Origin of the sequence: Mycobacterium ahvazicum (assembly GCF_900176255.2) — a bacterium.
Classification (GTDB): domain Bacteria; phylum Actinomycetota; class Actinomycetes; order Mycobacteriales; family Mycobacteriaceae; genus Mycobacterium; species Mycobacterium ahvazicum.
Genome location: NZ_FXEG02000001.1, coordinates 262,303 through 276,543 on the forward strand (window position 1 = coordinate 262,303; position 14,241 = coordinate 276,543).

The 14,241-nt window shown below is 66.8% G+C and carries 14 protein-coding genes; 11 read left to right on the forward strand and 3 right to left on the reverse strand.

The features are described from left to right. Positions 1 to 14 precede the first annotated feature (14 nt). A complete protein-coding gene (locus MAAFP003_RS01195; RefSeq protein WP_096283721.1) occupies positions 15 to 926 on the forward strand; it encodes a DNA-3-methyladenine glycosylase family protein in 912 nt (303 codons plus the stop codon). A gap of 74 nt (positions 927 to 1,000) precedes the next feature. Continuing rightward, complete coding sequence (locus MAAFP003_RS01200; protein WP_096283723.1) at positions 1,001 to 1,552, forward strand: Dps family protein; 552 nt, start codon at positions 1,001 to 1,003, stop codon at positions 1,550 to 1,552. 2 nt (positions 1,553 to 1,554) lie between these two features. Here MAAFP003_RS01200 and MAAFP003_RS01205 read toward each other — a convergent pair whose 3' ends face one another. Then, on the reverse strand, positions 1,555 to 2,991 hold the full coding sequence (locus tag MAAFP003_RS01205) for a chloride channel protein (RefSeq protein WP_096283725.1): 1,437 nt from the start codon (positions 2,989 to 2,991) through the stop codon (positions 1,555 to 1,557). A 78-nt stretch (positions 2,992 to 3,069) separates the two neighbouring features. Between MAAFP003_RS01205 and MAAFP003_RS01210 the strand changes: the two genes are divergently transcribed. The 9 genes from MAAFP003_RS01210 (at position 3,070) to MAAFP003_RS01250 (ending at position 12,130) form a co-directional block, all read left to right on the forward strand. Further along, positions 3,070 to 4,053 (forward strand): pirin family protein, encoded by a 984-nt coding sequence (locus MAAFP003_RS01210; protein ID WP_096283727.1) that lies wholly within the window; start codon positions 3,070 to 3,072, stop codon positions 4,051 to 4,053. A gap of 2 nt (positions 4,054 to 4,055) precedes the next feature. Next, complete coding sequence (locus MAAFP003_RS01215; protein ID WP_096283729.1) at positions 4,056 to 4,691, forward strand: TetR/AcrR family transcriptional regulator; 636 nt, start codon at positions 4,056 to 4,058, stop codon at positions 4,689 to 4,691. A 76-nt stretch (positions 4,692 to 4,767) separates the two neighbouring features. Beyond that, positions 4,768 to 5,721, forward strand: coding sequence for a class I SAM-dependent methyltransferase (locus MAAFP003_RS01220; protein ID WP_096283731.1), 954 nt, complete (start codon positions 4,768 to 4,770; stop codon positions 5,719 to 5,721). Between the two features lie 30 nt (positions 5,722 to 5,751). Continuing rightward, positions 5,752 to 6,693, forward strand: coding sequence for a class I SAM-dependent methyltransferase (locus MAAFP003_RS01225; protein WP_096283733.1), 942 nt, complete (start codon positions 5,752 to 5,754; stop codon positions 6,691 to 6,693). A 24-nt stretch (positions 6,694 to 6,717) separates the two neighbouring features. Further along, the gene (locus MAAFP003_RS01230) at positions 6,718 to 7,653 is read left to right on the forward strand and encodes a class I SAM-dependent methyltransferase (RefSeq protein ID WP_096283735.1); all 936 of its coding nucleotides are present in this window, start codon (positions 6,718 to 6,720) and stop codon (positions 7,651 to 7,653) included. After that, positions 7,653 to 8,570, forward strand: a complete 918-nt coding sequence (locus tag MAAFP003_RS01235) for an SAM-dependent methyltransferase (protein ID WP_096283737.1) — start codon at positions 7,653 to 7,655, stop codon at positions 8,568 to 8,570. The genes MAAFP003_RS01230 and MAAFP003_RS01235 overlap by 1 nt, the downstream gene beginning before the upstream one ends. 183 nt (positions 8,571 to 8,753) lie before the next feature. Then, the gene (locus MAAFP003_RS01240; RefSeq protein ID WP_096290795.1) at positions 8,754 to 10,193 is read left to right on the forward strand and encodes an aldehyde dehydrogenase family protein; all 1,440 of its coding nucleotides are present in this window, start codon (positions 8,754 to 8,756) and stop codon (positions 10,191 to 10,193) included. A 54-nt stretch (positions 10,194 to 10,247) separates the two neighbouring features. Further along, entirely contained in the window at positions 10,248 to 11,111 is an 864-nt protein-coding gene (locus tag MAAFP003_RS01245; RefSeq protein ID WP_096283738.1) for an SDR family oxidoreductase, read from the forward strand. A 152-nt stretch (positions 11,112 to 11,263) separates the two neighbouring features. Further along, positions 11,264 to 12,130 (forward strand): cyclopropane mycolic acid synthase family methyltransferase, encoded by an 867-nt coding sequence (locus MAAFP003_RS01250; protein ID WP_096283740.1) that lies wholly within the window; start codon positions 11,264 to 11,266, stop codon positions 12,128 to 12,130. Here MAAFP003_RS01250 and MAAFP003_RS01255 read toward each other — a convergent pair whose 3' ends face one another. Continuing rightward, the gene (locus MAAFP003_RS01255) at positions 12,131 to 12,964 is read right to left on the reverse strand and encodes a tyrosine-protein phosphatase (protein WP_096283742.1); all 834 of its coding nucleotides are present in this window, start codon (positions 12,962 to 12,964) and stop codon (positions 12,131 to 12,133) included. Next, entirely contained in the window at positions 12,957 to 14,177 is a 1,221-nt protein-coding gene (locus MAAFP003_RS01260; protein ID WP_096290796.1) for an acyl-CoA dehydrogenase family protein, read from the reverse strand. Before MAAFP003_RS01260 ends, MAAFP003_RS01255 begins: the two co-directional genes overlap by 8 nt. Positions 14,178 to 14,241 lie beyond the last annotated feature (64 nt).

The following is a 14,241-nucleotide window of genomic DNA, read 5'->3' on the forward strand; positions in this document are numbered from 1 at the left end:
ATCCGGAGTCTTCGGTGACGAGCACGCGAACGGTGACGTTTCCCGGGGCGGTCAGCTTCGGGCCCACCCTGGCGCCGCTTCGCCGCGGTCCCCGCGACCCCTGCTTTCGCCTCCCGGGTGATGCCACCATCTGGCGCACCAGCCTGCTACCCAGTGGGCCGGTCACCGCGCGCATCAGCCGCGCGGCCGCCGACGCGGCGCACTGCGAGGCCTGGGGCGACGGCGCCGAGCAGTTTCTCGAGCGGCTACCCGCACTGCTGGGTGCCGACGACGACGCCTCGGACTTCACCCCGGCACACCCAACGGTTGCCGCGGCGCAGAAACGCGTGCCGCACCTGCGCCTGGGCCGTACCGGGCAGGTGCTGGAAGCGCTGATCCCGGCGATCATCGAGCAGCGGGTGCCGGGCGCCGACGCGTTCTCCTCCTGGCGGAAGCTAGTGTCCAAGTACGGCACGGTGGCACCCGGGCCGGCGCCGGCCGGCATGCGCGTGCCGCCGTCGGCCGAGGTCTGGCGAAGCATCCCGTCATGGGAATTCCATCGCGCCAACGTCGATCCGCGCCGGGCCCGGACCGTCGTGACGTGTGCGCGCCGGGCGGCCTCACTGGAACGGCTGGCGTCACGGCCGGCGGCACAGGTGCGCGAAGCGCTGACGTCGCTGCCGGGCGTCGGGGAGTGGACGGCCGCCGAGACCGCGCAACGGGCGTTCGGCGATGCCGATGCCGTCTCGGTCGGGGATTACCACATCCCGAAGATGATCGGCTGGACGTTGCTGGGCCACCCGGTCGACGACGAGGGCATGCTCGAGCTGCTGGAGCCGATGCGGCCACACCGCCACCGGGTGGTCTGCGTGCTCTATGCCAGCGGACTGGCCTACGAGCCGAGACGCGGCGCGCGACTGCCGGTCCAGCAAATCCACGCGCTCTGACCAGCCGGTGTTTTCGAACCGGGTCATCGGGTACTCGTCGTGAAATTGCCGGTACGACACGCAGGGAGCGATCGATGACGCAGTTCACCATTCCGGGATTGACCGAAAAGCAGGGCGCCCGGTTGGCCGAGTTGTTGCAGAAGCAGCTGAGTACTTACAACGATCTGCACTTGACGCTGAAGCATGTTCACTGGAATGTCGTGGGCCCCAACTTCATTGGTGTGCACGAGATGATCGATCCCCAAGTCGATGCGGTGCGGGCTTTTGCCGATGATGTCGCCGAACGTATTGCGGCCCTTGGTGCTTCGCCCGAAGGAACTCCGGGCGCCATCATCCGGGACCGGTCATGGGACGACTATTCGGTTGGTCGCGACACCGTCCAGGCACACCTGGCGGCGCTGGATCTCGTCTACAACGGCGTGATCGAAGACATCCGCGAAGCCATCGACGAGACAGACGAACTCGACCAGGTCACCCAGGACATGTTGATCGGTCAGGCCGGACAATTGGAGAAATTCCAGTGGTTTGTCCGCGCGCATCTCGAAAGCGCGGGCGGCACGCTGACTCACGAGGGCAAGAAGACCGAAAAGGGTGCGGCCGACACGGCGCGACGTAAGAAGTCGTAGGGCTACTCGGGCGCGGCCTTGTGCGCGCGCTCGGCTTCGGCAGCCTCTCGGTTGAGGCGCTGTGCCTCGTAGATCGTGACGTTGGTGCGCGACATCAGCAACGACGCGATTCCCACCGCGATGATGGCTCCGGGCACCACCGAGAACGAGCCGGTCATCTCCGCGACCATGATCATGATGGCCAGCGGTGCCCGGGCGACGCTGCCGAAGCAGCTCATCATGCCGACCACGACGAAGATGCCCGGCCCGTTGGGTATTCCGGGCAGAGCGGCCAGATCGCCAAGACGCCAGACGGCGGCGCCGACGAAGGCGCCGATCACGATGCCGGGCCCGAACAGCCCGCCGGAGCCCCCGCTGCCGATCGACAGCGAGGTCGCGACGATCTTCGCCAGCGGCAGGACGAGGACGATCCAGAGCGGGATCTGCAGCAGGGCGGTGCGGTCGGCCGCCAGCTGCGCCCAGCCGTAGCCGCTGCCCAGGATCTCGGGGATCAACAGACCCAGCAGCCCGACCAGCAGGCCGCCCGCCGCGGGCTTGAGGACCGGCCCGCCCGGCAGTCGGCGGGTGAGCCGGACCGAGGCGTGAAAGATCCAGGCGTACAGGTAGCCGACCGCTGCCGCGACCAGACCGAGCACCACGAACCACAGCAGCGGCCATGACTTTTCGAAGCGGTACTCGGCGTCGATGTAGCCGAACAGCGGGTCGAAGCCCAGGAACGCACCGAGCACCGCGTACGCCGTCCCCGAGGTGATGAATCCGGGCAACAGGCAGCGATAGTCGAAGTCGTCGCGGTAGGTGATCGAGGCGGCCAGCACCGCGCCGCCCAGCGGCGCGGCAAAGATCGCGCCGATACCCGCGCCGATGCCCAGCGCGACCGCGATCCGGCCGTCCTCGTCGGACAGGCCGAGGCGCCGGGTCAGCAGCGAGCAGAAGCCGGCCGAGATCTGTGCCGTCGGGCCCTCGCGGCCACCCGAACCGCCCGAACCGATCGTCAGCGCGCTGGCGACCATCTTCACCAGCACCGCCCGGAAGCGGATCGCGCGGGGATCGGTGTGCACCGCCTCGATGGCTTCGTCGGTGCCGTGCCCGGTGGCCTCCGGTGCGAGCTTGGCCACCAGCAAGGCCGACAGCAGCGCCCCGGCCGTTGTCACCAGCGGAATAGCCCATGGCCGCGTGAAGCCGGCCGACCCACGGCTGCCGCCCTCGCCCACCGGCGTCGGGATGCGGTAGTCGGCCAGATAGCCCAGCAGGAAATCGCCGGCGTATTTCAGGACCAGATAGAACACCACCGCGCCCAGGCCCGAGATCACGCCGATCGTGATGCCCAGCGCGAACCACTTGGGCAGGTAGCTCGCCTGTCTGATCGATGCCCCGAATCGCCCGCCGGCGGCCGCGGCAGGAGCGACAGCGGGCTGGGGCTCGTCCTCCGTCGGCTCCACCGCGCCATCCTATGACAGAGCGGAATAACCGGACTCCGGTCCGGTTATATGGGTAGTTCTCAAATGAAGGAGGTTGATATGCCTGCCATCACCGCAGACACGTTGACATTGCCCAGGGTTGGCGCGGCCGCCCCGCAAGACACCGAACGCCCGGTCCGCTCGATCACCACGGGACCGCGCGGATACGAGGGCGAAGGGTTCCCCGTCGTCCGGGCATTCGCCGGAGTCAGCGCCGCCGCCCTGGACCCGTTCGTGCACATGGATCAGATGGGCGAGGTGGACTACGAGCCGGGCGAGCCGCGGGGTACCGACTGGCACCCGCACCGTGGCTTCGAAACCGTCACCTACCTGATCGACGGCAAGTTCGCGCATCAGGATTCCCACGGCGGTGGTGGGCTGATCACCGACGGCGCGACGCAGTGGATGACGGCAGGGTCCGGGATTCTGCACATCGAGACCCCGCCCGCCGAATTGGTCGAAAGCGGCGGCCTGTTCCACGGCATCCAGCTCTGGGTGAACTTGCCGAAGAAGGACAAGTTCGCGGCGCCCAGGTATCAGGCCATCGAAGCCGTCGACGCCAGGCTGCTCGCCTCCGACGACGGCGGGGCATTGGTCCGCATCATCGCCGGTGAGATCGGCGGTCAGGGCGGCCCGGGCGTCACATACACGCCAATCACACTGGCGCACGCCACAATTCAAAACGGAGCACGGCTCAACATTCCGTGGCGGCGCGATTTCAACGCGCTGGTTTACGTGTTGTCCGGCAGTGGGTCGGTCGGCCCGGTCGGTCATCCGATTCACCAGGGCCAATTGGCCGTGCTCGGACCCGGCGACCGGATCACGGTAGCGGCCGACTCGACTCAGGAATCGTCGTCGACCTCAGCAATTGATGTGTTACTGCTGGGCGGACAACCGATTCGCGAGCCGGTATTCCACTACGGGCCATTTGTGATGAACTCCCGCGCGGAATTGCTCCAGGCACTCGAGGACTACCAAGCGGGAAAGTTCGGCAACATTCCGCCAAATGCTTTAATGCCTACCCGAAGGGGTGGCACACTCTAACGGTGCCGTCCACGGCGAGGCGCCGGCCGGGCCGTCCACCCGCCGCGAAGGCAGACGAGACGCGCAAGAGAATCTTGCGCGCCGGTCGCTTGGTGTTCAGCGAACGTGGCTACGAGGGAGCCACATTTCAAGCCATCGCGGTGCGCGCCGATCTCACCCGGCCGGCCATTAACCACTACTTTTCCAACAAACGGGTGCTGTATCGAGAGGTGCTGAGCGAAACCAGCGAACTCCTCTTCGGGGCCGGCATCGCACAGGCGGACCGCGAGACGACCCTGATGGCCCGATTGACCGGGTTCATCTCAGCGGCGGTGGCGACGAATTCCGAGCATCCCGCGGCGTCGGCGTTTCTGATCGGTTCGATTCTGGAATCCCAGCGCCACCCCGAATTGAGCCAAGCAGAAAACGATGCGGTACGGATTTGTCGAGATTTCTTGACGCGTGTCATCAATGACGCAATCGAGCAGGGTGAGTTCGCTATCCCAATCGATGCCAATGCGTTGATCGAGACGCTTTTGGTGGTGCTGTGCGGCGCCGGGTTCTACGCCGGTTATGTCCAGAGCTACCAGGAGATGCAGGCCGTCACCGGCATGCTGGGCCAGTTACTGGAGGGCGCGCTGTTCAAGGGGCGGGACTGAGCCCGTTTTCGGGGGGAGTGAGATCGGGCACAAAGCGTATAGGCTAACTAACTTATTCGGGTAACATGGCCCGGAAATGACTGATCTCGACGACTCCTCCTCGTTGCAGCCGCCGCTTCCACCCTCGCTCCGGACCGCGGGCGATTCGTGGGCCATCACCGAGCTCGTCGGCGCCACCGCATTGGGTGTCGCGGCCGCACGCGCCGCGGAGACCGCCGGATCCGATCCGCTGATTCGGGACGATTTCGCCCGGAAACTGGTCTCGCCGGCCGGACCGGCATGGGACCGGTTGACCGACCCCGAGCTGGCCTGGCTGGACGGCGACGAGCAGGGCCAGCGGGGACATCGTCTCGGCATCGACTACCAGGCCGTGCGCACGCACTTCTTCGACGAGTACTTCGCCGACGCCACCCGCGACGGAATCCGGCAGGTGGTGATTCTGGCCGCCGGCCTGGACTCGCGGGCCTACCGGTTGCACTGGCCTGCCGAGACCGCGGTTTACGAGATCGACCAGCCGCAGGTGCTGGAGTACAAAGGCAAAATTCTGGAATCGCACGTGCCCACCGCCAGCCGGCGCACGGTCGCCGTGGATCTGCGCGACGACTGGCCGGCGGCGCTGACAGCGGCCGGATTCGACCGCACACAGCCCACGGCTTGGCTGGCCGAGGGCCTGTTGCCCTATCTGCCCAGCGATGCCCAGGACCGGCTTTTCGAGATGTTCACCGAGCTCAGCGTGCCCGGTAGCCAGGTCGCCATCGAGGTGTTCGGCATCAACGCGAGCAGCAACACCAACCGCTGGCAGCGGATGCGCGACCGGCTCGGCCTGGACGTCAACGTCCAGGCGCTGACCTTCCACGAGCCGGACCGATCCGACGCCGCCGAGTGGCTGACCCACCACGGCTGGCAGGTGAACGTCGTGAACAACCGCGACGAGATGGCCCGCCTGGGCCGCGCCGTCCCCGAAGACCTGGCCGACGATGCCGTCCGCAGCGCCCTGCTGCGTGCGCGCTTCGCCGGACCATCACACTGACCCGACCGCACAAGACCTGGAGCACCGCCGATGAGTTCACTTCGCACACATGACGACACCTGGGACATCAAAACCAGCGTCGGGAGCACCGCGGTCATGGTGGCCGCCGCCCGGGCCATCGAAACCGAGCAGCCCGACGCGCTGATCCACGACCCCTACGCCAGGCTGCTGGTGAACAACGCCGGGGCCGAGATCATCTGGGAGGCCATGCTCGACCCCGAGGTCGTCGCCAAGATCGAGGCGATCGACGAAGAATCCGCTGCTCGCATCCACCACATGCGTGGCTACCAGGCGGTGCGCACGCACTTCTTCGACGCGTACTTCGCCGACGCCATCGCCGCTGGGATCCGCCAGGTCGTGATCCTGGCGTCGGGACTGGACTCGCGGGCCTACCGGCTGGACTGGCCGGCCGGCACCACGGTCTACGAGATCGACCAGCCTCAGGTGCTGGACTACAAGTCGGCCACCCTTGCCGAGAGCGGCGCCACCCCGTCCGCCGACCGTCGTGAAGTGGCGATCGACCTGCGCGAGGACTGGCCGGCCGCGCTGCGTGCCGCCGGCTTCGACCCGGCTCAGCGCACCGCCTGGCTGGCCGAGGGATTGCTGATGTACCTGCCCGCCGAGGCGCAGGACAAGTTGTTCACCCAGATCGGTGAGCTGAGCCCGGCCGGCAGCCGCGTCTCGGCCGAAACCGCGCCTACGCACTCCGATGAGCGGCGTGAACAGATGCGGGAACGATTCAAGAAGGTCGCCGACGAGATCGGCATCGAGCAGAGCGTCGACGTCGGCGAGCTGATGTATCGCGACGAGAATCGGGCGGACGTCGCGGAGTGGCTCAACGGCCACGGCTGGCGCGCCACGTCGCAGAACTCGGTCGACGAGATGGAGCGCTTGGGCCGCAGGGTTGCCGGCGTCGAGCTGGACGACGACAAGGATTCGTTCTCCGATTTCGTGATCGGGGAGCGGTTGTAACCGGCGGCACGTTAAGTCCCAGTCATGCCTCGCAGCGCGGACGACACGTGGGACATCGCCACCAGCGTCGGCTCGACGGCGGTGACGATCGCCGCGGCGCGAGCCGTCGAAACCGAACAGCCTGATGCGCTGATCCGCGACCCGTACGCCAAACTGCTGGCCACCAACGCCGGTATCGGGGTTCTCTGGGGGGCCATGCTCGACCCGGCCGTCGCCGCCAAGGTGGAAGCGCTCGACCCGGAATTCGTGGCCGATCTCGCCCACATTCGCGGTTACGTGGCGGTCCGGACGCACTTCTTCGACCGCTATCTCGCCGATGCCGCGGCCGCCGGAATCCGGCAGGTGGTAATCCTGGCGTCCGGGCTGGACTCCCGTGCCTACCGCATGAATTGGCCCGACGGTACCGCGATCTATGAGGTCGACCAGCCCGAGGTGCTGGCCTACAAGGCCGCAACGCTGGCCGAAAACGGCGTGCGCTCGTCGACGGATCGCCGCGAGGTGGCCATCGACCTGCGGCAGGATTGGCCGTCGGCGCTGCGTGTCGCCGGCTTCGACCGATCGGCACGTACGGCGTGGTTGGCCGAGGGACTGTTGATGTACTTGCCCGCCGAGGCGCAGGACCGGTTGTTCACCCAGATCGGCGAGGTGAGCGCGGCCGGAAGCCGGGTCGCGGCCGAGACCGCCCCCGCTCGTGCCCAGCAGCGGCGGACGCATGTACACGAGCGCGTGAGCAAGTTGGCCGACGAGATCGGCCTGGTGCAAAACCCCGACGCCGGGGATTTGATGTATTTCGACGAGCACCGGGCGGATGTCGCGCAGTGGCTGAATGGGCACGGCTGGCGCGCGCAGCTGTGGCTGTCGGCAGAGGAGCGGCGCAGGCTGGGTCGTTGGAACGACAATCACCCGCGTGCCGACGAGCAGGACATTTTTTCCAACTTCGTGATCGGAGAGCGGTTGTAATGGCACGCACGGCAGACGACTCCTGGGACATCGCCACCAGCGTCGGGGCCACCGCGGTGATGGTCGCGTTGGCCCGTGCCGCCGAGACCGCCAGCGCGGATCCGCTGATCCGCGACCAATTCGCCGAGCCGCTGGTCTCCACGCCGGCGCTCGACGGCGTGCGCGAACAGGTGACGGCATGGTGGGCAGGTGCAGAGGACGACGATCCCGACGGCGCGGTTCGGGCCCAGGAGATGATCAACTACCAGGCGGTGCGCACGCATTTCTTCGATGCGTACTTCGCCGCCGCGGCCGCCGCCGGTATTCGCCAGGCGGTGATCGTGGCCGCCGGGTTGGATTCGCGCGCGTACCGGCTGGACTGGCCCGCCGGGACAACGGTTTACGAGATCGACCTGCCCAAGGTCCTCGAGTACAAGGCCGAGACGCTGGCGGGCTCGACGCCCATCGCCGTGCGGCGCCCCGTCCCCGTCGACCTGCGCCACGACTGGCCGAAGGCGTTGCGCGAGGCGGGCTATGACGCGAGCCAGCCGACGGCGTGGCTGGCCGAGGGGCTATTGCCCTTCCTTCCGGCGGCCGCGCAAGAAGCGCTGTTCGTCTCGATCGACGCGCTGAGCGCATCGGGTAGTCGGGTGGCCGTCGAGAATTTCGGAGTCGACGTGGACAAGCGCCGCGAAGCCGAAGAGCGGTGGGCCGAGCTGAAGGCCAAGCGCGAGGCGCGCGGCCAGGACACCTCGTTCAACCCGTTCGACCTCTGGTTCGAAGACGAGGGCCGGCCCGACTGCGGCGAGTGGTTCGCCACCCACGGCTGGACGGTGCAGACGGTCAACGCGCGCGAGGAGGCCACCCGGTTGGGCCGCGAGCCGCAAAACGACGACCGGCCCTTCGCGAACACCTTCATCACCGCAACCAGGGGCTGACCAGGCGGTTCGCCGGAGGGGCACCGGCCAAGGATCGGCTGCCGGCGCGATATTCGACCGCACCTGTTGGAGCTTCCCTTACCTCCCAACCGACCGGATGGTTAGGATCGCGGTTATCGCCCGTATGTGTCCGCGCGCACAGTTGTGGGCATTTCCGGGAAGGTGCGAGAGGGGAAGACAGCGATGACTACCGAATCGGTTGCACGCAAGACGTCCGAGTCCACCAACGGGGCTTCGTCGGGGCCGGGGGCCCGGCCCGCCGATATCCCCGCGACGGTGGCCCGGCTGCGCCAGACCTTCGCCACCGGGCGCACCCGAGACGTCGAGTGGCGCAAGCGCCAGCTGCTGGCGCTGGCGCGATTGATGGAGGAGAACGAGACCGCGATCAACGCCGCGCTCGCCGAAGACTTGGACCGCCACCCGTTCGAGGCGTTCATCGGTGACTTCGCCGGCACCGTCGGCGAGGCGAAGTACGCCGCCAAGAAGGTCCGCAAGTGGATGAGGCGCAAGTACGCGCTCCTCGAAGCGGCCCAACTGCCCGGCCGCGGCTGGATCCAGTACGAGCCTTACGGCACGGTGCTGGTCATCGGCGCCTGGAACTATCCGTTCTACCTGACCCTGGGTCCGGCGGTCGGCGCGATCGCAGCCGGAAACGCCGTGATACTCAAGCCCTCGGAAATCGCGGCCGCGTCGTCGCATCTGATGGCCGAGCTGGTCCCGCGCTACCTCGACAACGACGCCATCGCGGTGTTCGAAGGCGACGGCTCGGTGAGCCAGGAGCTGATCGCGCAGGGCTTGGACCGGGTGATGTTCACCGGCGGCACCGAGATCGGCCGCAAGGTCTACGAAGGCGCGGCGCCGCACCTGACCCCGTGCACGCTCGAGCTCGGCGGCAAGAGCCCGGTGATCGTGGCGGCCGACGCCGACCTGGACGTCGCGGCCAAGCGCATCGCCTGGATCAAACTGCTCAACGGTGGTCAGACCTGCGTGGCCCCCGACTACGTGCTGGCCGACGCGACGATCCGCGACGAGCTGGTGACCAAGATCGGTGCGGCCATCACGAAGTACCGCTCGCAAGGGCCGACCGGAATGCGGGTGGCCAATCAGCGTCAGTTCGACCGGCTCACCAGCTACCTCAACGGCTCGGGCGGCAAAACCACCGTCGGCGGCGGCTCCGACGCGTCGACCCTGCGCATCGAGCCGACGGTCGTCGTCGATCCCGACACGGACGGCCCGCTGATGGTCAACGAGATCTTCGGACCGCTGCTGCCGGTGATCACCGTCCAATCTCTGGACGACGCAATACGTTTCGTCAACTCGCGACCGAAGCCGTTGTCGGCGTACCTGTTCACCAGGTCGCGCGAGGTGCGCGAGAAGGTGATCCAGGAAGTCCCGGCCGGTGGCCTGGTGGTCAACCACCTCGCCTTCCAGGTCTCCACGGCCAAGTTGCCGTTCGGCGGGGTCGGCGCGTCGGGAATGGGTGCCTACCACGGCAAGTGGGGCTTCGAGGAGTTCAGTCACCGCAAGTCGGTGATGACCAAACCGACCCGCCCGGATCTGTCCAGCTTCACCTACCCGCCTTACACCGACCGGGCCCTGAAGATGGCGCGCAAGCTCTTTTGACACACTAGCTCGGGGGTCGTTCACGACCGTTGGTTAATTGCAGAGAGGAACCTGATGCCCGGAGTGCAGGATCGCGTCATCGTCGTCACCGGAGCCGGCGGAGGACTGGGGCGCGAATATGCGCTCACCCTCGCCAAGGAGGGCGCCAGCGTCATCGTCAATGACCTCGGTGGAGCTCGCGACGGCACCGGAGCCGGCCACAACATGGCCGACGAGGTCGTCAAGCAGATCAAAGACGCCGGCGGCCGGGCGGCGGCCAATTACGACAGCGTCGCCGAGCCCGAGGGCGCCGAGAACATCATCAAGACCGCGCTCGACGAGTTCGGCGCGATCCACGGCGTGGTGAGCAACGCGGGCATCCTGCGCGACGGCACCTTCCACAAGATGTCCTTCGAGAACTGGGACGCCGTACTCAAGGTCCACCTCTACGGCGGTTACAACGTCATTCGCGCCGCCTGGCCGCACTTCCGCGAGCAGAGCTACGGCCGCGTCGTCGTCGCCACCTCGACCAGTGGACTGTTCGGCAACTTCGGCCAGACCAACTACGGCGCGGCCAAGCTCGGGCTCGTCGGTCTGATCAACAGCCTGGCGCTCGAGGGCGCCAAGTACAACATCCACGCCAACGCCGTCGCCCCGATCGCGGCCACCCGCATGACGCAGGACATCCTGCCGCCCGAGGTACTCGAGAAGCTCACCCCGGAGTATGTCGCGCCGGTGGTGTCCTACCTGTGCACCGAGGAAAACCCCAACAGCGCTTCGGTTTTCGTGGTCGGTGGTGGCAAGGTACAGCGCGTCGCGCTGTTCCAGAACGACGGCGTCAACTTCGACAAGCCGCCGACGGTTGACGATGTCGCCGCGCAGTGGGACCAGATCACCGATCTGTCCGCGGCGAAGCAGGCCGACTTCAAACTCGGCTGAATGAGCCTGTCGTCGTGGGTGGGCGACCTCCCTTCGGCGAAGCGCTCCAACCGGATTCGCCTTACAGTGGACGAAGACCCAACCAACCCCAAGTCGCATAGCGACTGGACCTGACGGCTACTTGGCGGGGTCCAGGGAAAGGCAGCACAGTCATGTCTGAGGAGCTGACGCCGCATTTCGAGGACGTGCAAGCGCACTACGACCTCTCCGACGACTTCTTTCGTCTGTTCCTCGACCGCACCCAGATGTACACCTGCGCCTACTGGCTGGGTGGCGACGACATGACACTGGAACAGGCGCAGATCGCCAAGATCGACCTCTCGCTCGGCAAGCTGGACTTGCGCCCGGGCATGACACTGCTGGACCTCGGCTGCGGCTGGGGCGCCGCCATGGTGCGGGCCATCGAGAAATACGACGTCAACGTCGTCGGCTTGACGCTGTCGAAGAACCAAGCCAGCCACGCCCAAAAGGTGCTCGACGAAATGGACAGCCCGCGTTCCAAGCGGGTGCTACTGGAGGGCTGGGAGCGCTTTCACGAGCCGGTGGACCGAATCGTCGCGATCGGGCCGCTCGAGCATGTCGGCCTGGACCGCTACACGGCGTTCTTCGAGCGCGCGTACGAGCTGTTGCCGGCCGGCGGCACGTTCCTGCTGCACACGATCACCGTGCTGTCGGAGAAGGAAATCATCGCGTCCGGCTTGCCGCTGACTCCGGCGATCGTCGAGTTCAGCGACTTCATGAAGACCGAAATCTTCCCGGGCGGCTATCTGCCGACCATCGACATGGTCAAGGAGTTCTCGGCGAAGGCCGGCTTCAAGCTGAAGCGTCGCCAGTCGCTGCAGCGGCATTACGCCAAGACCCTGGACGTATGGGCCGCGGGCCTGCAGGCGCACAAAGCCGAGGCCATCGAGATCCAGTCCGAAGAGGTGTACGAGATGTACATGAAGTACCTGACCGGGTGCGCGAACCTGTTCCGCAAGGGCTACACGGACCTCAATCAGTTCACCCTGCGCAAGTAGTCAGGGTAGCAGTTCGCTGCGCAGGCGGTCTACATCGGTCCGCGTGACGCCCGCATCCCGCAGGTAGGCCTCCAGCGAGCCGAACTCGCTGTTGATGGTGAGGCGTGCGGCTTCCAGGTATTCGGGGCGCACGCCGAGGACACCGTCGGCCAGCCGGGCTTTGGTGAAAGTGACGACCTCCGGAGTCAATTCGACGTCGGAGCGCTGCTGGATCATCTCGTAGATGTGCTCGCGCAGTTGGGGTACCGCGGCGTTGCTGCGCAGGTAATCGGCGACGATGGTGTCCTCGTCGATGCCGATCGTCTCCAGTACCGTGGCGATCACGAAGCCGGTGCGGTCCTTGCCCGCGAAGCAGTGCGTGAGCACCGGGCGCCCCGCGGCCAGCAACGAAAAGACATGCTGCACAGCTCGTTGCGCGCCATTGCGGGTGGGGAATTGCCGGTATTCGTCGGTCATGTGGCGGATGGCGGCCTCGTTGACCTCTTCGTCGGTCTGGTGGGCCTCGCCCTCGAACAGTCGCCGAAACGCGGTCTCGTGCGGCGCTGCGTCTTCTGGGTCGTCGGTCGGCTCCTCGTCGCCGAGATCGGGAAACGGCAGCAGGTGAATGTCGATGCCATCGGGGACCAGCCCCGGACCGCGCCGGGCCACCTCACGCGCGGCGCGCAGATCGGCGACATCGGTAATCCCCAACTCGCGCAGCGTTTCCCGGCCCTCGTCGTCGAGACGGCTCAGCTCGCCGGACCGGAAGAGCCGTCCGGGCCGCAGCGCGGACACGCCGTCGGCGACATCGCGAAAGTTCCACGCGCCGGACAGTTCTCGCAACGCCTCAGTCATGCGGGGTCACCGCAGCTGCGAAGGCGGACTGCTCTCTGCCGATTTCGGTTCGGGCGATGGTTCGCATGTGCACCTCGTCGGGTCCGTCGAAAATCCGCATGGCGCGGTGCCAGCCGTAGAGCCGGGCAAGCACGGTGTCGTCGCTGACGCCGGCGGCTCCATGCACCTGAATCGCGCGATCGATGACGTCGCAGGCCACTTGCGGCGCAACGGCTTTGATCTGTGAGACCAGCAGGTGGGCGGCCTTGTTGCCGTGCTGGTCGATGGTCCACGCGGCCTTCTCGCACAGCAACCGAGCTTGGTCGATTTCGTTGCGGGACTGGGCAATTGCCTGCTGTACCAGACCCTGGTCGGCCAGCGGACGGCCGAACGCGATCCGGTTGTTCGCGCGGTGCACCATCAGGGCCAGGGCACGTTCTGCTCCGCCCAGCGCGCGCATGCAGTGGTGGATGCGGCCCGGTCCGAGCCGGGCCTGGGCGATCGCGAAACCGCCGCCCTCTTCGCCGAGCAGGTTGGTGGCCGGAACCCGGACGTTGTCGTAGATGATTTCGCAGTGCCCGTGCTGGTCCTGCCAGCCGAACACCGGGGTCGAGCGGACCACCGTCACGCCGGGGGTGTCCATCGGCACCAGCACCATCGACTGCTGCTGATGGCTGGCCGCGTCGGGATTGGTGCGGCCCATCACGATCAGGATCTTGCAGCGCGGGTCCGACGCACCCGAGGTCCACCACTTGCGGCCGTTGATGACGTAGTCGGCGCCGTCGCGCACGATGGCCGTTTGGATGTTGCGGGCATCGCTGCTGGCGACCGCGGGCTCGGTCATCGAGAAGGCGCTGCGAATCTCGCCGGCCAGCAAGGGCTCCAGCCATTGCTTGCGCTGCTCCTCGGTGGCGAACAGGTGCAGGGTCTCCATGTTCCCGGTGTCCGGTGCCGCGCAGTTGACCGCCTCGGGCGCGAGCTCCAGGCTCCAGCCGGTCAGCTCGGCCAGTGGGGCGTACTCGAGGTTGGTCAACCCGGACTCGGCCGGCAGGAACAGGTTCCATAGGCCGCGTTCTTTGGCCTTGACTTTGAGTTCCTCGATGACGGGCGGAACGGTGTGGTCATCTGCGCCGGCCTCGTGGCGGTAGCTGTCGTAGGCGGCCTCAGCCGGAAAGACAAACTCAGTCATGAAGTCGGACAACCGCTTGTGGTAGTCGGTGGCCTTAGCCGACATCGCGAAGTCCATGACCGTCACGATAGGACACGTGGGTAAGGGCGGCGCTCGCGGGACAATCGCT

Coding starts and splice junctions, on each gene's coding strand:
- MAAFP003_RS01200 (WP_096283723.1), top strand. CDS start 1,001: ATGACGCAGTTCACCATTCCGGGATTGACCGAAAAGCAGGGCGCCCGG.
- MAAFP003_RS01210 (WP_096283727.1), top strand. CDS start 3,070: ATGCCTGCCATCACCGCAGACACGTTGACATTGCCCAGGGTTGGCGCG.
- MAAFP003_RS01220 (WP_096283731.1), top strand. CDS start 4,768: ATGACTGATCTCGACGACTCCTCCTCGTTGCAGCCGCCGCTTCCACCC.
- MAAFP003_RS01225 (WP_096283733.1), top strand. CDS start 5,752: ATGAGTTCACTTCGCACACATGACGACACCTGGGACATCAAAACCAGC.
- MAAFP003_RS01230 (WP_096283735.1), top strand. CDS start 6,718: ATGCCTCGCAGCGCGGACGACACGTGGGACATCGCCACCAGCGTCGGC.
- MAAFP003_RS01235 (WP_096283737.1), top strand. CDS start 7,653: ATGGCACGCACGGCAGACGACTCCTGGGACATCGCCACCAGCGTCGGG.
- MAAFP003_RS01240 (WP_096290795.1), top strand. CDS start 8,754: ATGACTACCGAATCGGTTGCACGCAAGACGTCCGAGTCCACCAACGGG.
- MAAFP003_RS01245 (WP_096283738.1), top strand. CDS start 10,248: ATGCCCGGAGTGCAGGATCGCGTCATCGTCGTCACCGGAGCCGGCGGA.
- MAAFP003_RS01250 (WP_096283740.1), top strand. CDS start 11,264: ATGTCTGAGGAGCTGACGCCGCATTTCGAGGACGTGCAAGCGCACTAC.
- MAAFP003_RS01255 (WP_096283742.1), bottom strand. CDS start 12,964: ATGACTGAGGCGTTGCGAGAACTGTCCGGCGCGTGGAACTTTCGCGAT.
- MAAFP003_RS01260 (WP_096290796.1), bottom strand. CDS start 14,177: ATGTCGGCTAAGGCCACCGACTACCACAAGCGGTTGTCCGACTTCATG.